At 38.0% G+C, this 23981-nt stretch carries 21 protein-coding genes and 1 tRNA gene; 8 read left to right on the top strand and 14 right to left on the bottom strand.

What is annotated here, in order from left to right; translation table 11 throughout:
- Nucleotides 1-357: 357 nt before the first annotated feature.
- The 5 genes from C0V77_RS10325 to C0V77_RS23080 all read right to left on the bottom strand — a co-directional run bounded on the left by C0V77_RS10325 (nt 358) and on the right by C0V77_RS23080 (nt 3574).
- The gene (locus C0V77_RS10325) at nt 358-954 is read right to left on the bottom strand and encodes a hypothetical protein (protein ID WP_101726261.1); all 597 of its coding nucleotides are present in this window, start codon (nt 952-954) and stop codon (nt 358-360) included.
- A gap of 154 nt (nt 955-1108) precedes the next feature.
- A complete protein-coding gene (locus tag C0V77_RS10320; RefSeq protein ID WP_143706059.1) occupies nt 1109-1504 on the bottom strand; it encodes a hypothetical protein in 396 nt (131 codons plus the stop codon).
- Between the two features lie 112 nt (nt 1505-1616).
- Entirely contained in the window at nt 1617-2039 is a 423-nt protein-coding gene (locus C0V77_RS10315; RefSeq protein WP_101726259.1) for a DUF4348 domain-containing protein, read from the bottom strand.
- Nucleotides 2040-2312: 273 nt separating this feature from the next.
- A complete protein-coding gene (locus C0V77_RS10310) occupies nt 2313-3134 on the bottom strand; it encodes an alpha/beta fold hydrolase (protein ID WP_101726258.1) in 822 nt (273 codons plus the stop codon).
- Nucleotides 3135-3406: 272 nt separating this feature from the next.
- Nucleotides 3407-3574 carry a hypothetical protein gene (locus C0V77_RS23080; RefSeq protein WP_158237926.1) on the bottom strand — a complete coding sequence of 56 codons (168 nt, stop codon included), beginning with the start codon at nt 3572-3574 and terminating at the stop codon, nt 3407-3409.
- Between the two features lie 321 nt (nt 3575-3895).
- On the opposite strand from C0V77_RS23080, the gene C0V77_RS10305 reads away from it, so the two are divergent.
- Entirely contained in the window at nt 3896-4273 is a 378-nt protein-coding gene (locus C0V77_RS10305; protein ID WP_101726257.1) for a hypothetical protein, read from the top strand.
- A 104-nt stretch (nt 4274-4377) separates the two neighbouring features.
- Here the strand turns inward: C0V77_RS10305 and C0V77_RS10300 are convergent, their stop codons facing one another.
- Nucleotides 4378-5439 carry an acyltransferase gene (locus C0V77_RS10300; RefSeq protein ID WP_101726256.1) on the bottom strand — a complete coding sequence of 354 codons (1062 nt, stop codon included), beginning with the start codon at nt 5437-5439 and terminating at the stop codon, nt 4378-4380.
- 36 nt (nt 5440-5475) lie between these two features.
- Here C0V77_RS10300 and C0V77_RS23075 point away from each other — a divergent pair, with 36 nt between their 5' ends.
- Nucleotides 5476-5616, top strand: coding sequence for a hypothetical protein (locus C0V77_RS23075; RefSeq protein ID WP_158237925.1), 141 nt, complete (start codon nt 5476-5478; stop codon nt 5614-5616).
- 90 nt (nt 5617-5706) lie between these two features.
- Nucleotides 5707-6549 (top strand): hypothetical protein, encoded by an 843-nt coding sequence (locus C0V77_RS10295; protein ID WP_143706058.1) that lies wholly within the window; start codon nt 5707-5709, stop codon nt 6547-6549.
- 65 nt (nt 6550-6614) lie between these two features.
- Here C0V77_RS10295 and C0V77_RS23070 read toward each other — a convergent pair whose 3' ends face one another.
- The 3 genes from C0V77_RS23070 to C0V77_RS10285 all read right to left on the bottom strand — a co-directional run bounded on the left by C0V77_RS23070 (nt 6615) and on the right by C0V77_RS10285 (nt 10337).
- Complete coding sequence (locus C0V77_RS23070) at nt 6615-6767, bottom strand: hypothetical protein (RefSeq protein ID WP_158237924.1); 153 nt, start codon at nt 6765-6767, stop codon at nt 6615-6617.
- A 127-nt stretch (nt 6768-6894) separates the two neighbouring features.
- Nucleotides 6895-9612 (bottom strand): ATP-dependent DNA helicase, encoded by a 2718-nt coding sequence (locus C0V77_RS10290; protein WP_101726254.1) that lies wholly within the window; start codon nt 9610-9612, stop codon nt 6895-6897.
- Nucleotides 9613-9917: 305 nt separating this feature from the next.
- The gene (locus tag C0V77_RS10285; RefSeq protein ID WP_101726253.1) at nt 9918-10337 is read right to left on the bottom strand and encodes a hypothetical protein; all 420 of its coding nucleotides are present in this window, start codon (nt 10335-10337) and stop codon (nt 9918-9920) included.
- Nucleotides 10338-10423: 86 nt separating this feature from the next.
- Between C0V77_RS10285 and C0V77_RS10280 the strand changes: the two genes are divergently transcribed.
- The 4 genes from C0V77_RS10280 (at nt 10424) to C0V77_RS10265 (ending at nt 17864) form a co-directional block, all read left to right on the top strand.
- On the top strand, nt 10424-12145 hold the full coding sequence (locus C0V77_RS10280; RefSeq protein ID WP_101726252.1) for a class I SAM-dependent DNA methyltransferase: 1722 nt from the start codon (nt 10424-10426) through the stop codon (nt 12143-12145).
- An 86-nt stretch (nt 12146-12231) separates the two neighbouring features.
- On the top strand, nt 12232-13326 hold the full coding sequence (locus C0V77_RS10275) for a PD-(D/E)XK nuclease family protein (protein ID WP_101726251.1): 1095 nt from the start codon (nt 12232-12234) through the stop codon (nt 13324-13326).
- A gap of 9 nt (nt 13327-13335) precedes the next feature.
- Nucleotides 13336-14670 (top strand): restriction endonuclease subunit S, encoded by a 1335-nt coding sequence (locus tag C0V77_RS10270; RefSeq protein ID WP_101726250.1) that lies wholly within the window; start codon nt 13336-13338, stop codon nt 14668-14670.
- A gap of 236 nt (nt 14671-14906) precedes the next feature.
- Nucleotides 14907-17864, top strand: a complete 2958-nt coding sequence (locus tag C0V77_RS10265; protein ID WP_101726249.1) for a type I restriction endonuclease subunit R — start codon at nt 14907-14909, stop codon at nt 17862-17864.
- A gap of 288 nt (nt 17865-18152) precedes the next feature.
- Here the strand turns inward: C0V77_RS10265 and C0V77_RS10260 are convergent, their stop codons facing one another.
- The 5 genes from C0V77_RS10260 to C0V77_RS10240 all read right to left on the bottom strand — a co-directional run bounded on the left by C0V77_RS10260 (nt 18153) and on the right by C0V77_RS10240 (nt 22918).
- Nucleotides 18153-18572, bottom strand: a complete 420-nt coding sequence (locus C0V77_RS10260; protein WP_101726248.1) for a hypothetical protein — start codon at nt 18570-18572, stop codon at nt 18153-18155.
- A 181-nt stretch (nt 18573-18753) separates the two neighbouring features.
- Complete coding sequence (locus C0V77_RS10255; protein WP_101726247.1) at nt 18754-19191, bottom strand: type II toxin-antitoxin system death-on-curing family toxin; 438 nt, start codon at nt 19189-19191, stop codon at nt 18754-18756.
- Between the two features lies 1 nt (nt 19192).
- Nucleotides 19193-20203, bottom strand: coding sequence for a DNA-binding protein (locus C0V77_RS10250; RefSeq protein ID WP_101726246.1), 1011 nt, complete (start codon nt 20201-20203; stop codon nt 19193-19195).
- 268 nt (nt 20204-20471) lie between these two features.
- Nucleotides 20472-20544: transfer RNA gene (locus C0V77_RS10245), tRNA-Thr, on the bottom strand.
- 145 nt (nt 20545-20689) lie between these two features.
- On the bottom strand, nt 20690-22918 hold the full coding sequence (locus C0V77_RS10240; RefSeq protein ID WP_229236254.1) for a DUF349 domain-containing protein: 2229 nt from the start codon (nt 22916-22918) through the stop codon (nt 20690-20692).
- A 310-nt stretch (nt 22919-23228) separates the two neighbouring features.
- Here C0V77_RS10240 and pdxH point away from each other — a divergent pair, with 310 nt between their 5' ends.
- Nucleotides 23229-23870, top strand: coding sequence for a pyridoxamine 5'-phosphate oxidase (pdxH, locus tag C0V77_RS10230; RefSeq protein WP_101726299.1), 642 nt, complete (start codon nt 23229-23231; stop codon nt 23868-23870).
- The last annotated feature ends 111 nt before the right edge of the window (nt 23871-23981 follow it).

The following is a 23981-nucleotide window of genomic DNA, read 5'->3' as shown; positions in this document are numbered from 1 at the left end:
AAAATATATCTCATTACTTTTCTTCTTTTTTATTTAGCCGAACAGAGGTGAGTGCATTACCAATCTAACGAATTTCAGAAAGTGGCAGGAAGAAGGCTTTGACTTGAAAACTTTCAGAATCTTTCATTCGGAATAATTCCTTGTAATTTTCATGAGTGCTATGTAAAATATGTGCAGAGGTATCAGCAGAGTCTCCCGTGCGCGCTGGCCTTGTGAAATGCGAGGGGACTCTGCGTTGGATAAATTGGTTAAATCATATCAATCCAATAAAACCAAAAATGCGTTCAGAGAACGCCTGACACACCGACTAAATTTAGATATTTAGCCGAAACGATATGTAAGATGGCTTTTTATTAATCAATCCAAATACGTAAAATTAATAATTATCTTGCCGTTTTCTTTCCATTTTACCCATCCGTAAACATCTTTGCAATTATAACAGTCAGAAACCACCTTCACTTTCATCCAATCGCCTATAATCTTTATAGCGCTGATGTGATCACTTTCATAATCAATAAACCCTACTTTTTTACTTCGAAAGTCCGGGGCCTCTCTTACAGGGTTTTTAGTCTTATCAATCACCAATGAAGCGTAATCATATTTCAGAAAGAAATCAGTCCAGGTATAAAATTTAACACTTTTGTCAGATTTCCGAATGAATTTTGCCTGCCCCTTACCAATAGATACCTGATATCTTTCTTTATCTTCGGCTATCACTTCAATCAGGAATACATCTTCTGAAATATTGATGGCATAGATTGAAACCCCTGCGGGCAGTTTGGGTTCATCATTACCACGTAAAGAGATTCTTAAATAAATGCTGTTATCGGCATTTAGAATAGTAACTATGGTATCTTGGCCTGTTGCATTATTAGCCAGAAGACCGAGGCTTGTGTGGGCTTTTAGCGTGACTGAGCTAATGGTAAATAGTGCTAGGAAAAGAAATATTCTCATTGTTTTATAGTTATCTCTTCGCTAAATGGATTTGCGTAAACTTGTTTCAGGACGAGGCATTGGTTGCACGTATGTCTACTAAACTCCATAGCCTATTTAATTTTTTCGAATTAATATACCATCCAATTTAATCAATTTTTCGTTTCGCCAATAATTATCTCAATTTTTCTCCCCAAATAGCCAAATACTGATAAGCGTAAATCATTAAGTATATTAACTGATGGCGCATAAAGTCAAAAACTTTAGTATAGATTCCAAAAGCTTTCTCAGGCATCCCATGTTGTCTTCTTTTAAGAAGATAAATGCTCAATGCAGCCTGAAAATGTATAATTATTAAGCTCCAACTAAAAGTTAATAGATTGAAGAAATCTTTGCTTGGCATAAAAATACTGATTCTGAAGGCCTCAATATGCAGAATTATCATAATCACCAGCGATGATACCACTGCTAGCAGGATAGGACGGGGTAAGTTTTGTTTGGCACCTAAGTGCCTGTAAATAGTATAGTCAAGAGCGGCAAAAAAGGCACAATACAAAATGTTGATAATCATGATATGAGAAGTTTTTGTACCAGCAGCGTATTCCATCTGAAATGACCATGCGAAATGCCAGGGGGCTCTACGTTAAATAGTTAGGTCAATTTAGCCAAACCCTGTTGCGTTGTTACGTACTACTATCAATCATTTGAGTAAGCATCCAACTATTTTTCTCTCTTTTAAATACATAAACCACATAAACTCCGGTATCTTCCATTTGTATTGTAAGGTGGTATTCCTGGGAGTTTATTTTTTCGACAGTTTGAATATACTTTGGTTTACTAAGTTTGGCAATGCCAAAGAATCCCCAATCTTTCTGAGTAATTAATTTTTGCTCTTTTTCGTCAATATCATCAATGATTACTAGTAGAGGGAATTTAATCCTGCTATTCTGAAAAACAGAATCCCTACTGAAACTATGAAAAAAGTCATCGAATGACTCTTCTTTTAAATTCATGCCTTTACTAACTATTTTATTGGCAGATTCTTTCGATTGGTTATTACAACTCATTGATATTATAAAAACCAGTAACAGTAATACAAATCTCATGCGTTGAAGAAATTAAAAACTTTTACGAATCGACTTTAAAGGTATCAGCAGAGTCTCCCGTGCGTGCTGGCCTTGTGAAATGCGAGGGGGCTCTGCGTTGGATAAATTGGTTAAATCATATCAATCCAATAAAACCAAAAATCAAATTTACGTTCTGGGTGAACCATACGCAACGTCTGAATTTTGATACTACAATTGGGCTTCAATCTTTGGGTAAATGAATGGGCGGCCGTGGGGCTGCCCATTCATTTGTACTTTTGTGCCTGTTAATTATTATTCTTTTATAAAAGACAAGATGTCTTCGTTAATTACATCGGCATTGATTGTGGGCATACCGTGCGAGAAACCCGGATAAATAATCAGTTTGCTGTTTTTTAGTAATGCTGCGGCTTTTACTGCGGTAGTGGCGTAAGGTACAATCTGATCGTCGTCACCATGAAGAACCAAAACAGGTATTTCTACACTTTTTAGGTCTTCGGTAAAATCGGTTTCAGAAAAAACTCTGATACAATCATAATGTGCTTTTATACCTCCCATCATTCCTTGTCTCCACCAGTTGTCTTGTATTCCTTTTTTTATCACTGCGGTTTCTCTGTTGTAGCCATAGAAAGGGAATGTAATATCATGATAAAACTGCTGTCTGTTATGAAGTGTGTTGTGTCTGATATCGTCAAAAACGGCGAGGGGTACTCCATCCGGGTTATTTTTGTCGGCTATCATATAAGGCGTAATAGCGCTTATTAATACAACTTTGGCAACTCTGTCTTTCCCATATTGAGCGGCATATCTGATGGCTTCGCCACCACCGGTTGAATGGCCAACATGTATGGCATCCTTTAAATCCAGAAACTCAACCAATTCTGCTACATCTGCTGCATAGGTGTCCATATCATTGCCCTTATACGTTTGAGTAGATCTGCCATGGCCTCTTCTGTCGTGCGATATTACTCTGAATCCTTTTTCCAGGAAAAACATGATCTGTGCATCCCAGTCGTCTGACGATAACGGCCATCCATGATGAAAAAATATTGGTTGTCCTTCACCCAGGTCTTTGAAATATATCTCTGTGCCGTCTTTTACTGTAAACTTGTTCATGTCTTTAAAATTTAATGGTTATTAACTTGTTTTTGATGTTACAAAGTTCAGGCAATTTCTGAGACCCCGAAATGGACAGCTTTCGCTTTAGATTGTACTTTTTTCCTTAACAATGCAAATTTGTTAGATACTGAATCGGAATAGAGCTTTTATGTATGCAAAGTAGATAGGTTTACAACAATCCAATAAAACCAAAAATGCGTTTAGAGAACGCCTGACACACTTACTATATAATAACATTGAGCCGAACGCGGATGGAAACGAACCCAGCATCAGGGTTTGCTGATGGGCGGGTTACCTGTTTTAATCCATAAAACAAGCCCAATCAGTAATGCAAAGCCGGTGTAACGCGCGTAATCGGGCAGGCCATAGCCTGATAACAGATTTATCAGCGCAATGCCTGCCACAATCAGAATAATTTTTATTGCCCATGTTTTCATAAAATACATAAATGTTATCTGTAGTGCCTGCTCCCAACAGTTTTCAACTACCCTGTGTTATTTATTTAGTTATCGAAAGTTTTTTTTAGCAAATTTTCCGTGTGCAATGGCTTTGGGAGGAGAGAAGCTGCAATGGATAAAGTGGATATGCGCCGCCGCCTGCCTCTAAATTACTAAAATTAAGGGCTGATTAACATAATTCTATAAAAATAATCTTTAGGCATACGCGGGCCATGCAACAAGCCCATATAGGTTAACGTTTAATAACTTTAGCTGCACAGGCAGCTTTCTGCCGGCACACAATTTATTGTATTATCTACCATGACAAAATCCAGATTTATCGCAACGTTTGCCTTGTTTTTTGTGGCTTCTGCCGGGTTCGCTCAATCTATAGACGACATCCCCCTGAAAGACCTCAAGGCTGAGTACCTGACCATCACGGGCTTTAACCGGGTTCAGCAAACCAGAATGGTAATTGACTTTGACTACGGACAAAAGAGCCGTGTCATTGACCCCAAACAGGCCGTGGTGCGAGACGAAAACGATAAAAAAATCAAGTTCGAGTCGATGGTAGATGCCCTCAATTTCATGAGCCGGAACGGCTATGATTTTGTACAGGCCTACGCTTTCCCGCTAGGCGAACAAGGGGTGCAGCACTACCTGCTCCGGAAACGCAAGCCTTCGGCCAATAACCAGTAGTCTGGCAGGTTCTGCTGCCCCGAATACGCAACCCTGCCCGGTTTGCCTGCCGCCTGTATGCGGAGGGCCAGCCGGGCGTGTTAGTGTCAGCCCGGGGGTATCGGCTATTGTACTTCCGGCTTTTTGATACGCGCCAGGAGGGGGTCTGAAAAATCCGAAATTTTTTCAAACAGCCTTGAATGGGTAGCGGCGTCTGCAATCCGCGATATAACGGGGCTCAGCGCCTTGTCAATCAGCACGCAAACCAAAATAACCACCACGCCCAGCAGTACCAATACCAGCATCAGTAGTGCCGGTTGCGGTATGTACGCCTTCAGGCTACCTACAAAGTCGTAAAGATAATGGCTCAGGTACTTGTTTTCGTGGAGCAGATAAACAGGCAAAACCGAAGCCGCCATGCGGTTTACAAAGCCTGAATGGAATTGAAAACTAAGAAAACAAAGAAAAAACAATATACCGCTGATAATAAGCCCGGGGCTGTTGTAAGAGAAAAACAGGCTGCGAAACACCTGGTCGCGCAGGGTGGGGTAGGCGTTCAGGGCCAGCACCGAGAAGAAAACCGCCACATTATAAGCCAGGTAAATGAGTACTATGCGGCGCGGAATAACCCGCAGATGGTGCCTGATGTAATGCCCCACGTAATAGAGAAATATAAAATTGACCACGTTTTTTCCGTCGGCAAGCACACCCGTAAACTGCCCCAGTATGCACGATACCACACCCAACAGGGCAATGTAAAGCAGTTTTCGGCGTCTGGTAGCCGTCTGGAGCGGTATATTAATGAGCGGCGCCAGCAGGTACAGGCCTACATAAACCCGCACGTACCACCACTGAAGCGGCAGTAACGAAAAGGGCAGACTTCTGAAACCGAATAAATCGGGCCTGATGAGGCAAGCCACCAGATAAATAAGCGTTGAGTAAACCGAGCAGAGAATCAGGAGTTTCACGAGGTTTTTCAGCGAAAAGCTGATGCCGGCATAGCCCGAAATGAGCACAAAACAGATAACCCCGATGTGCAGCACCCCAATTACGGGCCTGATGAGGTAGTCGAGTTCTGGAGAAGAAGGGATAACCGAGTGCAGAATAAAGTGATAAACCACTATGTACAGCATGGCGAATAGCCGCAGCAGCTCAATGTTTGAAGAGCGATTGGTCTTTTTTAGCATTTTGGGTTTCGTAATTTTACAAAATAGGGTTAACAAATGTATCTAATAAACCTGTATAATGCTAGTAGTGAGCAGGTTGAGGGTGGCCGCAAGGGCAGCCGGCAGCAGTATGAAATAGCCGGAAACCGCCCTGGAGGCCTATCCGGAGCCGATAATAACCCCAAAAGCGCCGATTAAAAAAATGTAACCGTTAAATAAGTTTTTTTGAAAGTGGGACGGATAATGATGAAATTGGGGGGATTAAATGAAATTCGCCATTTAAAAAACATGATACCCATAAGCAGGAAAGTGTTATTACTGGTAATTTTGGTGCTGGCAATGGCGGCATGCAACGACCCGACCAGGCTGAATAGTAAAGGAAACAAGGCAACCCCGGTTAATACCTTAGCCGCAAACAAGGTTGTAGAAAATGACTCAATTATCGTTGACGATTTTCATTATCCTGTTGACAGCGCTTTTACTACCAAAGTGCTGCCGACTGGAATTTTTCATGGTGACGAAGTATGGAATAATGCAAGCGTGCTGCAATGGTTTGGCTTGTTTAAAGGTCAGGATGGGTACTATTTAAAACAGACAGAAATCAAGACAGAAAGAGTTAACGATGCTATTGTTGACGAAAATGAAAGTGATAAAACAGGATGGAGCGTGCAGGCATTAAACAAGGATAGCTGCCTTATTTTGATTGAATCATTACCGTTTCTTACAGACAGAAACATTCAATCAGTAAAGCTTTCAAATGAATTTATTTATCCTGGCGATACTGTCTCTATAAAATATTCAGGAATTAATTACAAAATATATGCTAAAGGAGGCAAAAAGCAAATTCCGAACCAGCCTGATTGGTTCGAGGTCTGGAATTACAGGCTTTATATAACAGCAACAATTAAGGGCCAGGAACGTAAAACCCTGCTTATAGCCCAACCAAATGGCGATGACAGGATGATAAACATCATTTTTGCAGGAGACATTGACGGTGACGGTATTCTGGATTTGTTAATAGATACTACAGACGATTACAACGTATCAATACCAACCATTTACCTGTCAAAACCCGCTGCAAACGGAGAGGTTGTAAAACCCATTGGAGGGCATAAGAGTGTTGGGTGTTGAACGTATTGGGGTATCTGATAATTCGGCTCTGTGTTTCTTAATTTGCAGTAACGGGATTTTCAGGATTAACCACCTGCACCCAAAACAGATTTTACCTTTTTCACTACCTCCAGATACGCCTCATCTATGAACTTCCAATGATCAGACAATATCCATTTTATTCCTGCTTTTTTATCCTTCGATTCTGAATCAAACGGTGCACCTTGATGTTTATTCAACGACTCGGGTATATCACAATAACGAAGAAAAATAGAATATTCATTCAATATTTTTTAATCATGTTCAAGAAAAATACATAAGTATGTTCTTTCATTTCTTGAAATTTTTATTTTGCTAGAAAGGTATTTACTTCTTAAACTTACAAACACATTTTGGATCATTACAAGTATGATCTAATTTGTTATTTCTAATATCGTTTGCAGCATTAATAATTTTCTGCTTCATAGAATCTAAATCCTTTATAACTAATTCAAAACGATTCGCATCATTTTTATCAAGATTATAGATTTCAAGATAATCAGCATTAGTACCAGTTAATTGTTTATAACCTAACGCATATAGTTGAAGTTGGTCAACACTTGCATTATATTTTTGTGCATCTTCAGTAGACTTAAAATCAATGATAGTTTTGACTTCTGTACCATCTAAATTTCGCTTTTTTATTAAATCCATTTGGCCATTGACTATTATGCCACCTCCTAAATCTAGCTGAATAGTTTTTTCAGCAAATTCTATATCTGGAAACTCTTTTTGATTTCGATCATAATACACTTCTACAGATAGTTTAGCTTTTTCAGTCATACTATCTTTCATCGGCTGAGTAGCGTATGGAAAATGAATATGATTCTCAACAAGTTCTCTTAATTCTCCTCTAGTTTTTGGATTTTCTTCTAAGAACTCTCGATGTACTTCCATTAGAGTATGATGAATAGCAGAGCCAAATCCAATACGAGCTCCAAGAGGAGCCATAAATCCGTAAAATGAATAGAATTTAAAACTATATGGACAATCGAAAAAAGTTTTTAATAAAGTAAAAGTCAATGAGATATTACTAATATCTGATAACGGGGTAGGGGTAATTTTATTTCTCTCAGAATAGTTTCTGTGATTGTTTGAAGCAATAAATGCGGATTTCCTTATTTCTGGGGCAAACTCTGACTCTCTTCCTTGCATTTTTCCATCTTTTGCACGGCTTATTAATAAGAATTTTTTTGACCTGGTAATTGCAACGTACATTAAACGACGTTCATCTGTAACTGGAACATATCTGTATCTATCTCCTCCTTTAAATATAGAATGATCTACATAATTCCATTTTGTAGTCATAAAACCTGTAGGTTGAGATGATGGTAAATAATTTTTATTCAAGCCAGGAATAAATACTACAGGAAACTCTAAGCCTTTTGAACCAAAAATAGTCATTATCTGCACTGCATTTGGTGTTCTATAGGTGTTATTAAGCCAGCCTTCAGGATAATATCCGTTAGCTGTATGCTGCAAAAATCCTTGAAAAGTTCTTAGTTTGCTAGAAGGGTCTGTTACAAAATAAATACTTTCAAAATCGTTTATTATTTTAGAGAACATTCCCAAGTTATAGAAAATAATTTCTTCACTATTATATCCATTAGTTTGTTCAACACTTGAATCAATAAATTTAGATTCTTTAATAGCTGCCTTTTCAAGAAATATTTGAAAAATTTCTTGTAAATTAAATGTTTCAAAATAGGAATTTTTACTTGGATGTTTTGTTTTAAGATATTCAAGAGCTTTTAGTAGGTCATTTTTATTTATATTAGGACTTAATTTAAGCCAATCATCTATCAAAATTGAGCCAGTTATATTATCACTTAGATAGTGAAATATTTGTAGAGTTGCAATAATTTCAGGACGTTGAAAAAGATTATTAACACCCGATACGATAAATGGTATATTTGCCTCTTGAAGGGCATTAATAATTGCATTGGCTTTCTTCCATTTTCTTACCAAAATGACCATATCAGAGTAGTCAATTCCTCGAGATTCGTAACCTTCCTTATCTACAAATTCAACCCCTCTTAGGTTTTGTATAGAATTAATAATGAACTCATTTTCCTCTTTAACCGTACTAAAATCATTATATAAAATATCTCCTTTTTCAAACACCTGATGACCTTTTGCCTGCATTTGCTTAGGTAACCTAGATGGGTTATTCGTGATACAGTTCAAAGCAACATCAACAACAGCTTTAGAAGATCGAAAATTATCATCCAATATTATAGATTTTACATTTTTATATCTGTTCTGGAAATTCTGAATATATTCTATACTACTACCACGCCATTGAAATATAGTTTGATCATCATCTCCTACAACACATATATTAGCTCCTAAATTATATAACTCTTGTACAATTTGTTCTTGAACTGGATTAACATCTTGGTATTCATCTACAATGAGAAAACCGATATGCTTTTGAATTTTAGTTTTAAAACTAGAGTCATTCTGAAGATGATTTATTACCTCCGTCATAATCATAGTAAAATCTAAGTAACAAGCTTTTTTTAGGGTTTCTTCATATTTTACTAAAGCTAATTCTAAATCTTCAGGAATATTTTTTTCTTCTTTTAATTCTGCCTCTCTAATAATACTCATAATGTCAACGAAATTTTGAGTATCCCTGAAACGAGTCATATTCATTTCTTTCATACCAATTTTACTAAAGTTTCTATCTACGAAGAGCTTTAGTTTTATTTCATCGAGAACTGAATACTTTTGAAATTCATATTTATATTCTTGTAATACTTTTAGGCACCAGGAATGTATAGTCCCTACATACATATCAGCAATTCCAACTAAGTCAGGCAATTGCTCCCGACACAGTTTCAGAATACGAGCTTGCAATTCTCCTGCCGCTTTTTCAGTATAGGTAAATGCTATTATTTTACAAGGCTCTACGCCTTTAGATAGTATATTTATTATTCTTTGAGATATTACTTGAGTTTTTCCGGAGCCTGCACATGCTATAATTTGAAGGTTTTGGTCAAGTGTATTAATCGCGTCTTGTTGGGAAGATGTATATGTCATTTAATTAAGTAAAATAGTTTTTGAAATAAGCAATACAAGTATAGAAAAGTAAAGCAAATAAGCAATTGAAACTTATTCCTAGGTATATATTATAAAAAAAACAGTAATTTATTAAAACAATTTTACCAGTTAAAGCTCCTGTCTTTTGTTGCTTAATTTTCAATTGAATTAATGTTATCATTTTACTACGGCGATAAAACACTTTAAATTTTCTTTATACTATAGTTAATAGTAGTACAAAAATTCGTAGCATCTATAGCTACTTGGTTAATGCCATCAATTCTGAAAAAAAAACAATAGGTCTACTATTCCTTAAAATCAGGTTTTCTGGCTTTAATCTCTGTTATTAGTAAATTTATCTGGTTCTTTTTTTGAGCCAAGTCTGTTCTAAATGATTGCAAACTTCCTGATGGAGATTTAGCCATTTTACTTAGTTCTATGACATTCGTATATAGTGATATTAATTTATCATATGATTCGTGCTTTTTGTCAGATATGGCCTCCATATCTTTAGTTACTTCTTTTGAAAGCGCATCAATCTTCTTGTTTATATCTTTAATGGATGGTTCCTGCTCCAAGCGATAGATAGCATCGTTAAAGTCAGAAACATAAACGTAGGCACTGCCATAAGTATATTTACCATCATAAATAGCTGTTGACCACACTTTCTGGGTCGTCTCACATTTAAAGCTTGAAAGTTCGACTGGCCCCGGGCAGCGGCTCATCTGCCGTGCCAATAAAAGTATTTTTCTATATTACCACTAATCTTTTTATATTGCCATGCTTAACAAAATTTCCTTTTAACCTGACTATGGCAAACCACCAAGAAGTATCTTCCTTTATATGGAATGTGTGTGACGATGTGCTCAGAGGCCTTTTCAAACAGCATGAATACGGCGATATTATCCTCCCTTTTGTTGTTTTAAGACGCCTGGACTGCGTGCTTGAACCCCACAAAGACAAAGTTTTTAACCTCTACAACACCTACAAAGACCAGATTACAAACATTGACCCTATCATAGAAAACGCAATCAACCTTAAGTTTTATAATCATTCACAATACGATTTATCAAGACTTACTGCCAATAGCCTGAAAATCAATTTTCAGAATTACCTGAATGGTTATTCTAAAAATGTGTTTGAAATCATAGATAGCTTTCAGCTCGAAAAACCTGTTGAAAAGCTGATTAAAAACAACCGCTTATACCTGCTTATTGCTAAATTTAAAGAAATAGACCTACACCCTGAGGTGGTGTCTAACCATGTAATGGGCCAGATTTTTGAGGAGCTGCTCCGCAAGTTTTCAGAGATGAGCAACGAAACCAGTGGGGAACACTACACCCCGCGCGATGTGGTTAAGCTATTGGTAGGGCTGGTGTTCTCTGAAAACAAAGAAGATTTGCAGGGTGAAGGCAAAATCAGGTCTATATTCGACCCCTGCTGTGGCACCGGTGGTATGCTCACGGTGGGCAAGGATTGGATTCTGGAGAACATCAACCCCAATATTGATATCCGGCTGTATGGCCAGGAGCTCAACCCCCAGACCTACTCTATCTGTAAATCTGATATGCTCATTACGGGCCAGAACCCCGATAACATTCATTTAGGTTCGTCATTGTCTGAAGACAAACTACAGCGTAATACCTTCGACTACATGATTTCCAATCCGCCTTATGGGGTGTCGTGGAAATCGGAGCAGGAGTTTGTAGAAACAGAGGCCAAAAACCCGCAGGGCCGGTTTGTGGCAGGCACGCCCAGAAGCTCAGATGGGGCTTTGCTTTTTCTGCAACACATGATATCAAAAATGGAAGACCGGGGCAGCCGCATAGGTATTGTACTCAATGGGTCTCCGCTGTTTACGGGTGATGCGGGCTCGGGGGAGTCTGACATAAGAAAATGGATTATTGAAAACGACTGGCTGGAAACCATCATTGCACTGCCCGACCAGCTCTTTTTTAATACGGGTATCAGCACGTATATCTGGATAGTTACCAACCAAAAGAAACCCCACCGAAAAGGTAAAGTGCAGTTGATTAATGCCGCCGAGCTGCACCAGACCATGAAGAAATCGTTAGGAAGTAAAAGAAAATACATAACCGATGCCCAAAGAGAAGAAATACTACAAACCTACCTCTCATTTGAAGAAAACGCTTACAGCAGGATTTTTGCAAACTCCTATTTTGGATACACAAAAGTAACCATTGAGCAACCGCTGGTTGACGAGAATGGCCTGCCGGTTATTGACAAAAAAACAAAGCTGCCCAAAGTAGATGGCAGCCTGAGAGACTTTGAGAGAATACCCTTGGCAACCGATATTGATGCCTACTTTGAAACCGAGGTAAAACCGCACCTGCCCCAGGCCTGGATGGATAGAAGTAAAGATAAGGTGGGGTATGAGATTAACTTTACCAAATATTTTTACCAGTATAAGCCCCTCAGAACATTGCAGGAAATTACGGCCGATTTACTGAAACTGGAAGAAGAAAGCGATGGATTACTTAAAATGATTCTGGAGGATGAAATATCAAAATAAATAACCTGAAGCCTTGTTTGCCTTAGGGCAAATGTTAAAAAGAATTAAACCATACCCTGTAAAGATACTAAAACATAGAAACACCGATGCTGACTAAAAATAACGAAACTTTTGATGTTGAAGTCTTACTAAATAACGCTGTTTTATTCAAAGCAGATGAAGTATATGAACCCAATATTTTAGAGCTGGCCAAAGTCAATAATAAGGAATTACCTGTTAGTAATTTATATGCTTATTTTTTTACGCCATCTGAATCTCATGGCCTGGGTGGACTATTCCTGAAATCCCTCTTAGAACTAAGAAATTTTGGTGTCTCATTTCACGACTATAAAAAAGTTAGGGTTCATAGAGAAATAAAAACTGATGACGGTAAGTATATTGATTTAATCATTAAAGACGACGAAAATAGAATAGTAATTGAGAATAAATTATATGCTGATATTTATAATAAACTGGATAGCTATGAAAGCCATAATCGATTAAACTGCAATGAATGCATCATTCTTTCTGTGGTAAACTTACCTGAAAAAGTGGGAAATTTTTATACCATTACACATCAGAATTTATTTGAAAGTGTCGAGAGAAATTTTAAATCTGAAAACATATCTCTTTCAGAAAGACAGAAAGTAAACTATGAATCATTTATAGAAATATTAAAAAGTCATTATCAAATCGTGGAGAATCTTGCCGAAAAGATTGAATTTATTTCAATGAATAGTGATAAAATAACTAAGTTGGTAAAATTACTCAATGATGTCCATACCTACTATATTAAGGAGGTCAAAATTGTGGCCAAAGAGTTATTCAAGGGTCATGTAAAATTCACTGTTCAGAAAGGGAACTCAATTACCTTTAAAGTAAACGACCTGAGCTTATATGGATATATTTTCTTTAGCGATAATGATATAAGCAAACTTGTTCTCTCTATCTGGATTGCGGATAATAAAAGTTGGGTGGAGGAATGGCATAAGGATGGACATGGAAGGTTCTCAGGTGTCTTGAGTAAATATTCCACTCTATTGGTCCCAGACACAAAAGGTGATAGCGCGAGTTGGGCATCTATGGTTTTTAGAATGTATGACTTGAATATAGAGAACTTTGAAAAGTTTGAAGAGGAATTTAGAGTATCTGTACAAAATGAATGGGTACCTTTTTTAAAAGAACTAAAAGATCTTAATTAATTGAAATATATGCAAACCTACACTTCATACAAAACCTCAAATATTGAATGGATTGGAGAGATACCGAGTCATTGGAAGGTAACTAAAGTGAAATATATTGCTGATATTTTTGGTAGAATTGGTTATAGAGGCTATACAGTTGATGATATTGTAGAAGCCGGCCAAGGTTCAATAGCCATTAGTCCAGCTAATATTCAAAATGATATTTTTAAAATTGATAATTCTACATTTATTTCTTGGGATAAGTACTATGAATCTCCTGAAATAATGATTTTTGAAAATGATATAATATTGGTTAAAACTGGGTCAACCATAGGGAAAACGGCAATTATCCCAAAGGATTGTCCAGAAATGACGATAAACCCTCAATTAGTAGTTTTAAAAAATGTAAAAATTGACCATAAATTTTTCTATTACCAAACACTATGTGATTATTTCAAACTTTCATTTGAAATTGAGCAAACAGGTAGTACAACCCCTACTATTTCACAGGAAAAAATAAATAGTTTCCCAGTATTAAATTTATCATATTTAGAACAACAAGCAATAGTAAATTACCTAGACCACAAAACAGCCTTAATTGATGAGTTAATCATAAAAAAAGAAAAAAAAATAGAGCTTTTAAAAGAACAAAGAAGTGCCCTGATAAACCACGTTGTAACCAAAGGCCTCAACCCCAATGCCCCCATGAAAGATTCTGGTATTGATTGGATTGGGGAAATACCTGAGCATTGGGAGAGAAAAAAAATTAAACAAATTTCAAAAATTATTAGTAAAGGGACAACCCCTTCAACAGTTGGTAGAGAGTTGTTAGATGAGGGAGAAGTCAGGTATTTAAAAGCTGAAAATATTAGCGACAATAAAGTGATGTTATTTCCATCATTTTTTATAGATAATGAAACAGATAAAATATTAAGTAGGTCAAAACTGCTTGAAAATGATATTCTTTTGGTGATAGCGGGTGCAACACTTGGGAAGGTTGCAATTCTCACTAAGGAATTTATCCCGGCAAATACTAATCAAGCGGTTTCATTTATTAGACTAAAAGAAAATCATAATGTAAAATATATCTGGTATTGGTTATCATCAAGTATTTTACAACAACAAATTTGGATTGATGCCGTACAATCGGCGCAACCAAATTTATCAATGGAAAATTTAGGGAATTTTTGTTTTACTTTTCCACCATTATTTGAACAAAAGGATATTGTAAAATTCTTAGACAACCAAACAACTATAATAGATAAAAGCATTGAAATTGAAACCCAAAAAATAGAAAAGCTCAAAGAGTATCGTCAAAGCCTGATTTCTAATGTGGTTACGGGCAAGATAAAAGTATTTTAAAAAATTAAAACAAGACGGTTGGTTATTTTATTTTTTTGCTGTTTTCTAAAATAAGCATCAATCAACTGAAACCATCAAATGTTTTAGTTCAGATTCGGTATCGTCAAAATACCTCCATATCAGCAGAAATAATTAATTTAGTTATAAGTAAATAGAAAAAACCTGCACCATACCCAGACACTAAACATAAGGGCTTTCAGCCTGATTAGATAGAACAACTTGATAATTATCTGACAATGACTGAAAAAAGATTTGAAGAATACATAGAAAAATATCTCACATCAACCGATGATAATGGTTTGGTGTATACCGCATTGCATTTTAGTAATTATGATAGAACACTGTGCCTGCTACCCGCTGAGGTACTGGCGTTTCTTCAATCTTCACAGCCCGAAGCCTACCAGCGCTGGCAGGTACAGTTTGGCGAGAAAGCAGATGAAAAACTGTTGCAGCGGTTATCTACCCAGATTGAGAAAGACGGCCTTATAAAAGTACTCAGAGAGGGCATCAGAGATAGAGGCGTGTACTTTGATATGACCTACTTTGAACCCAAAAGCGGGCTGAATCCTGAGCATCAGGCTAAGTATTTGTGTAATAGGTTAAGTATTGTGAGGCAATTACATTACTCAAAAGCCAATGAAAAATCGATAGATATGGTATTGTTTATCAATGGCATACCCATTATTGGCATTGAGCTGAAGAATCAACTATCGGGGCAAGACATCAGCCATGCAAGCCGGCAGTATCAGTTTGACAGAGACCCTAAAAATGAGCCACTGTTACAGTTTAAGCGCATGCTGGTGCATTTTATAGTAGATAACGACACGGTGGGCATGGCGTCAAAACTGGATGGCGCAGACACCCGGTTTTTGCCTTATAACCGAGACATCGTAAACCCCATTGTTGCCAACGATTACAAAGTCTCTTACCTCTGGAAAGAAGTACTTAGCCCCAATTCAGTTTTAGATATCATAGAAAACTTTGTGTTGGAAACCACCGAAACTGAAAAAGAATGGGATGAAAAACTGGGCAGGGTGGTAGAGAAGAAAAAAGATTTGCTGATTTTCCCGAGGTACCACCAGCTGGATGTTATCCGTAAACTAAAAACACAAATTAAAGCAGAAGGGGCAGGGCATTATTATCTTATTCAACATACAACCGGGTCGGGTAAGAGCTATAGCATTGGCTGGCTGGCACATACGCTTACTTCTCTTTACCAGAACTCAAGCCAAAAAACAAGGCTTTTTGATACCATTGTAGTAGTAACCGATAGAAAAGTTTTAGACAAACAGCTTCAGAAAACCCTGAGAGATTTAGAGCAAACGGCGGGGGTTGTAAAGGCAATAGATAAAAACTCAGAGCAGCTGAAAGAGGCCCTTGCTAAAGGAAATGATATTGTAGTTACCACCATTCAGAAATTTGGGGTAATTGCCGATGCCATGTCTAAACTAAAGGGCAGAACCTTCGGGGTGATCATAGACGAAGTACACTCGTCGCAAACAGGCGAGACGGCAAAGAAATTAAAGAAGTCGTTGTCATTCAATGAATTTGAGGAAGACGAGGAGGAAGACTATGAGGATATAATGACAAAAGAGATATTAAGTAGAGGTAGGCAAAAGCATATATCGTTTTTTGGTTTTACTGGTACCCCCAAAAATAAGACCCTTGAGCTGTTTGGTAGAAAGAATGAGTTTGGCCAGTTTGTGCCTTTTCATTCTTATAGCATGAAGCAATCAATTTTTGAGGGCTACACACTAGACGTGCTGGCGCATTATATGCCCTACAAAAGATGGTTTAGACTGAAGCAGGAGGATGGTAAGGATGATCTGGAGCTGCCGGAAGGAAAAGTAAAAAGAGAATTAATGAACTTTGTTGATTCTCACCCTGAAACCATCAGACAAAAAGTGGCAATTATACTCAACCAGTTTATTCACCATACTCAGAAGCAAATCAGGGGGAAGGCCAGGGCTATGGTAGTGGTGCGGTCAAGAAAACACTGTGTATTGTATCAGCAGGAAATGCTCAAGCAAATGAAGGCACTCCGGCTGCCATTCTCTTGCCTGGTGGCATTCAGTGGCAGCATTCAAAAAGATGGAAAAGAACACACGGAGGGTTCATTAAATACAGAAAACGGGCTGCAAGGAGGGGTTTCTATTCCTGACGGACTGAAAGACCCCCGGTTCAGGATATTAATTGTCTCTAACAAGTATCAGACAGGGTTTGACGAACCGTTAATCCATACCATGTTTGTCGACAAACGGCTGGGCGGCGTGCAATGTGTGCAAACGTTATCCAGACTTAACAGAAAAGCCACCGGCAAGACAGATACCTTTGTGCTTGATTTTGTAAATGAGCCGGAAGAAATAATTGAAGCATTTCAGCCTTTTTATACCTCAACCATCCTAACTGGTGAAACAGACTCCTATAAATTGTATGAATTAGACTCTGAGATAAAGTCGTTTCATTTGTTTACTAAATATGAGTTAGACGAGTTCTGTCAATTATTCTTTTCAGAAAGAAAATCAGATGAGGCCTTCCAGCCGTACCTGAACCGGGCCGTAGAAAAATGGCAGGAAATAGAGCCAACAGATAAGCGCGAAGAATATAGGTCTTTAATAAATGCTTATTGCCGGTTGTACAGCTATATTTCTCAGATTATGGATTTTCAGGATGCTGAATTAGAAAAGCTTTTTATTTTCCTGAAATACCTGAAGAAAAAACTACCCAAACGTATAGGCACTACTGTTGATATAACAGATGCGATTGATTTAGAGTCCCTGAGGTTACAGAAACAAGAAGAAATGAAGCTTAAACTGGACGACAAGGAGGGTGAGCTGGACCCAATGGCTGAAAGTGGGGCCAAAGGTAAAGACGCAGAAGAGAACAGTTTACTGTCTGAAATTATCAGGAAGGTAAATGAGGTGCATGGAGTAAACCTGAAAGAGGAAGACAGGATTCGTCTTTTCAATGGTCTTAAAAATGTTTATGTAAGGATGAGCCAGAGTGCAGAAATCAGGAAGGTAATGGAAGGAGACAACTCAGAGGCCAATAAATGGCAATACTGGAACGAAATGATGAGCAAAATCTTTCTGGAGTACATTAATGATAACTTTGATTTCTACAAAACCGTAGAATCACCCGGAATCAAACCCATTATTGTAGATTTGATGTATCGGCAGTATATGCGAATGTAATTCCGTTGAAAAGTGATAAAAGTCTTATTTGGTTAGGCTACATATTATTTTGCTGGAATTCAAGTTTATAGTTAAACACCGGAATTAACCCAAGTTGATTAATTTCAACGATGGCATTTGGACTATTGAAATACCTGCTTTTAAGATTGTTGTAATTTGTTAAATTGTTTAAGTCTATAGAAAAAGCAGAAGTGGTTTTATAGGTATTTTATATGAAACTGATTCGTAGATCTGTTCTAAAAAAGCTTGACTATTTCACATGATAAAAACACTTCGATTCATTTATTATCAGACCAGATATTTGTTTATTTGTTTTTCCATTTCCATCAAAAATGGTTCTCTTTCTAAAAAGTACTCTTCGTCTTGAAAAGAATATTCTTGAGGGTGACCTCTAAACTTAAATACAAAACTCAGCTTTAATCTGAAATTATCCATATTAGTTAAAACAACTCCATGATCTCCTTCATCAAAAGTATGAAAAAACCACATATATGAGCGTTTGATAGAAAGTTTCTTAATCGCATTGAAATCTTTTAGAAATTCAGATACAATATTTTGAATCAGTTTCTCATACGAAATTTCTGGTTCAACATCAACTGCAAACCAAAAAGTATCTCCTGTTAGCTTTTTGCCTAAAGACGGAAATTCTATGATACTATCGTCATGAGAATAATTTTCATGGTTTTCCTTGAATTCAATTTTAATCATTTTGTCTTATCTATTGGTAGTTTAATTCTTTATCCAGATAAAAATAGATGATTAAAGGATAGTTATTGATTATCTATCTTAAAATTTTTATACTGGTCGGTTGGGAATATAGGCTCAATATGGTTTTCTATCAGTGTATCATTCTTATTGCCGTCTTCTCCATAATCAAAGCTTTAAGCTCTTATAAAGCACTACTTTTCGCATAAATGATTTTTAGCTTCAACTCTTCACTATAATCAGTTTCATAAATAATCGAACTGATAATCTCAAATAATAAATCTTTATCAATTCTATTATCTGCAACATCAACAGCTATATTTTCCATTTCTTCTATAAATCTTCTTACAATAAAAGCCCAATTGTTTAATTCAAGAAAATATGCAGATAAAACAATTGATGCTCTCTTATTGCCATCTGCAAAACAATGATTTTTATTGATAGAAAAGAATAAGTGGGTTAGTTTAGCCTCCATTGTTTCATAATAGATGTCGTTTTGAAGATGTTCTAACACGCTTTTTAATAAACCTTTATTTAGAATGCCTAAGGTACCTCCGGAATTTTTTATTATCTCATCATGTATTAAAATTGCATGGGCTGGGTCAAAGTATTGGAATTCCATATTACCTGTCTTTTAATCTTTTAAACACATCTAAAAGTTCAGGACTTTCCAGTACTCTTTCAATTAGACTTTTGCTTTTCTGACCTAGAAACTTTTCATAATCATGGCTGCTCATAGCGTTAATGTATGACTCCAAGTTTAAGTGTATAGTATTACGTAACCCATAATCTCTACTAGCCATTTTGGTTCTTACGTCTTCCAGAAGGGGAATCCAGAGCCTTTGTTTCGTAAAATCCCCTATAAGTACATCCAATTCTTCAGGGGTTAATTTCCTGTTTAACTGAATTGATTTGTCTCTCATAGCGTCTGCTATACCTATTTCAAAAGAGGCTATTAGTCTCAACACTTCAGCATACATTGTATTGCGTTCATTCTCTTTTTCCTCTAGTTGTAATATGGATTTATATTCATTGGCATCTTCTTTAAAAATCGCCTTATATATAGCATCTTTGTAGTAGGCGTATTTATAATTGCCCATTTCAAGATATAAATTCAAGGCTCTCGTGAATTCTTTATGATAAAGAGGCTCTTGTATCGTGGCAGCAAGAAAGTCTTCTTCTCTTTGATTTATAAACTTTGTTGAGCCGCCTAATTTCTGATTCAGGGTGTCAATGACAATATCTAGAATTTTACTTCTTAACCTACTTGCCTTTTCACTTTCAGTTAAAAGCATGCCTAAATTTAAGAATGAACGAAAATTAAAAAGACTTAATTGAGATGTTTTTGAGTCAATTTTTAATACGTCTTTAAATCTAGTTTTAAAATCTTTGAGAGAACTGCCTTTTAAATTTATATATCCGTTCTGCCTTAATTCTTCTTCATATTGCGTTAAATACCTATCCGTAGTTCTTTTATCAATTTCAAAATATTCTTCCACTTGTTGTCTAGTAAAGAGATATTGTTCTTTATAAAACATCCCTTTCACATCTAAATTAGTTTGTAAGTACTCAAGAACAATTGTATTATTAAGGATATTTTGTCGGTCTATTGACGATGCTGTTAGATCTTTCATTTTAAAGGATAATCATTGTTTTAAGTGTAGACATTAACATCTATGCTATAGACATAAATGTCCATAGCATATGTTAAATGGCTTACTATCAGTAATTTATCTTTCTGAAAAAATGTCGTGATAATTTATCGTGAGAGATTATCTTGGTTTTCTTTATAAAATAGAACTCTTTATGAACGAATCCCAAATGAAAATCGGAGTCTTGACAAAAGCTAAATAAATTTAAAACCTCACAATCAATTTGATTATGAGGTTTTAAATTTCTGTGAGCCCCCAGCCGGGATCAAACCAGCGACCTACTGATTACAAGTCAGTTGCTCTATCAGCTGAGCTATGGAGGCTTTTATTTCTGATTTCGTTACCGTTGTTCTGAAATCGTGGTGCAAAATTAATGGTTTCAGATATACAACGCAAGCCCTTTTTTGAAATATTTTTTAACAATTTCTTAACTCGCTGATGCCCAACGAGTTAAGAAGTAAAATTTTTTCAGTTGGCTGCCACTATTATTTTCAGCTTCTGTTTTAGGTCGGCCAGTTCTTTTTCTGCGCCTTGTATCTTGGTTTCATATTCGGCACGAACCGCATTGGCGTTTTTAGAACGGGCAAAGAATTCGATATTGTTCTGCCACAGGCTGATGTCGTCTTCCAGTTTTTTCATCTTCCGGCGTATATCGTTTTCTTTTTTGTCAAGCTCTTTAGTGTTGCCTCTGTCGTTTTTCAGGGTTACTTCTACCTCGTTCTGCAACAGCATTTTCTCTTTTTCAGGGCCGCTCACACCCGAGCTCGCTTTTACATAGGCATTAATGGCATCTACAAAGCGGCGCTGAATGTTCTGCATCTCTTTGCGTGGCACAAAGCCGATTTCGTTATAACGGGCCTTGTAACCGGCCAGCTTGTTCAGGTCTGCTTCGCCTGCTTCAGCGGCTTTTTCAATTTCATCGCATAGCGCCTGCTTTTGTTTCAGGTTGGCTTCGTATTCCTGCTCTACTTCATTGCCTTTGGCACGTTTGCCGTTAAAGAAGGCATCGCAGGCTTTCTTGAAACGGTCATATATTTTATCCTTGAATTTCTCTGGCACGTGGCCAATTGTCTTCCAGGTTTTTTGTAGTTCTACTACTTTATCGGTGTTGGCCGGCGAGTAATCGCCTGCTTCCAGAAGTGCTTCCACCTGCTCGCACAAGGAAGTTTTCGATTTCAGGTTGCCTTCGCGTTCGGTTTCCAGACGGTTAAAGAAATCGCCCTTGTTCCGGAAGAAAGTTTTTAACGACGACCAGAACTCGCGGCTCAGCTCTTTGCCTTTGTCTTTCGGCATGGCGCCTTTTATGGCATTCCATTGGTCTTGCACTGCCAGCACTTCTTTAGTTTTGGCGTTCCATTCGTTAATGCTGTCGGTATTAAACTGCACATAGGCTTTCAGGTTGTCTACCAGGCGTTGTTTGGCCTGGAAAATCTCTTCCTGCAAAGCCCCGGCTTGCGACGACTGCTCTCTGCGTTTGTTGTGTATCACATCAAAGGCGGCTTTCAGGCGTTTCCAGAGTTCTTCCTGGGCTTCGCGCTGTGCCGGGCCAATGTGTTTGTATTCTTCCAGCAGGTCGTTTGCCTGGCGCAGGGTAGCATTGCTCAGGCCGCCTTCTTCAAGGGTAGCGGCAATGGCTTCAATGCGCTCAACAATTTCGCTTTTGGCTGTCAGGTTTTTCTTACGGTCCAGGTCTTTCAGTTCGTTCTGAATATGGCGGATACTGAAGTATCTGTCAACCAATGCATTATAGGCCGACCACAGCGAGGTATTATGCGGAGAATTGACATTCCCGGCGGTTTTCCACTCTTCCTGAAGTTTTTTGAAATCCTGCCAGTTGCTTTTGGTGCCGCCTTGTTCTTCCTGCTCTACAATGTCGCGCAGGCGTTGCAGCAGGTTGGTTTTGCGCTCAAAGTAATCTTCTTTCAGGCGCTCTATTTTCTGGAAGAAACTGTTTTTAGCATCACGTATCTGGGCACTCAGAGATTCAAAACGCACCACAAAGTTATCGTTTCTGAACTCAAAGCCTTCGTTACTTCCGTTGTCTGCAATATATTTTTTCAATGCCTCCGATTTCTCACGTGCTTTCAGGTCGTCAAACAAAGGTTTTATTTCCTTCATTACGTTGTCGGCATTTCTTACGTCAGATACACTCACGCCCTCGGCTTTAATTGACCCCAGCAGTTTTTCGCCCAGGTCTACAAAATCCTTTTTACCAAAATTGCTGTAATCAACTTCTTCGGCTGGTTGCCCGGCTGTGTCATCTTCAGCCAGCTCGAACGACTGCGGAAGCTCTTCAGCTGCTGCCTCTACAGTTTCAACAGGCTTGGGCGATACCTCAACCATTACAGTCGGGTCGTTGCTTACCACAATTTCTTCCAATGGGCTTTCGTCGGCACCCAGCACAGGGGAATCGGCTTCACCGTCAGTAGTAATGGCAACCACCTCAATGGGGGCTTCTGTTTGTTCCGTTGCCGGAGTTTCTGCATTTTCGGCAACAGGGGCTGCATCTTTCACCTCTTTTTTGCTTGCTTCAACAGGTTCGTCGGTCGAAGTGTCGATGGAATCATTCAGTTCGTTCATAATTTCTTTAGAGTCTACTTGTGTAATGGCCGGAGCCTCTGCCTCTTTCAAAGTTGAATCCTTCTGTTCGGCAGCATCAGTAACGGGTTCTTGTAAATCTGAGTCTATGGGCGTCATTGGTAATTAAAACGATTCGTAGTAAGGCAGAATGTTTTTATTAGATTTGCAAATGTAATAAATATAAAAATACTTTTGCCTAACAAACCACAGTGTGAAATTATATTTTTACTAACCGGTAAAAAATCTGCGGTTTTGTATCTGAAAAAACAAAATTTAATGCAATTAAGTTACTACAAAACCCGAAATTTGTGCCGCCACCTACACCATTGGAAGGCCCGGCTGATGTTTCTGCTAAAGCCGGCGACCCTGCAAAAACAGGTGGTTATATATAATTAAAAACGAAAAAATGCCCAAAACGTTGCAAGAAATGAATAAAAAAACTGATGTGGCCTCGCTTCGGCTTAACTATGTACTCAACGAATTGCTGGAGGAAAATGTTTTGAAAAACCCTTTCAAACAATTTGAAAAATGGTTTCAAGAAGCCCTGGAAAACAATGTGGCAGAGCCAAACGCCATGCACCTGGCTACGGTGTCTGGCGGTAAGCCCCATGGCCGGATTGTTTTGCTGAAAGGCTTTGACGACACCGGCTTTGTGTTTTATACCAATTATGAAAGTAACAAGGGCCGCGAACTGGCCGAGGTGCCTTATGCCTCGCTTACGTTTTTCTGGACAGCCATGGAACGGCAGGTGCGTATTGAGGGGCGGATTGAGAAGACGAGCGCGGCGGAGTCGGACGAATATTTTCAGCAGCGCCCACGGGGCAGCCAGATAGGCGCGTGGGTGTCGCGGCAGTCGCGTATAGTAACCAGAGAAAGCCTAGAAGAACGAACAAAAGAACTGGAAGAATGGTATGGTGATGACGTTATCCCGAGGCCTCCGCACTGGGGAGGTTACCGCGTAATACCCGCCAGCATTGAGTTCTGGCAGGGCCGCCCCAACCGCCTGCACGACCGCCTGTTGTTTACGAATGAAGGTGAAGATTGGAAAATTGAGCGTTTAAGCCCGTGAGATTGAATGGATATTTGCAACAATTTCGTAGAGCCGCATTGCATGCGGCTTTTTTTGCATTTTAAACCGAATGATTTTTATTGGCGATGATTGAAAAACACCAATAATTCC

Origin of the sequence: Emticicia sp. TH156 (assembly GCF_002855535.1) — a bacterium.
GTDB classification, from domain to species: domain Bacteria; phylum Bacteroidota; class Bacteroidia; order Cytophagales; family Spirosomataceae; genus Emticicia; species Emticicia fluvialis.
This window is presented reverse-complemented; position numbering and strand designations above follow the sequence as displayed.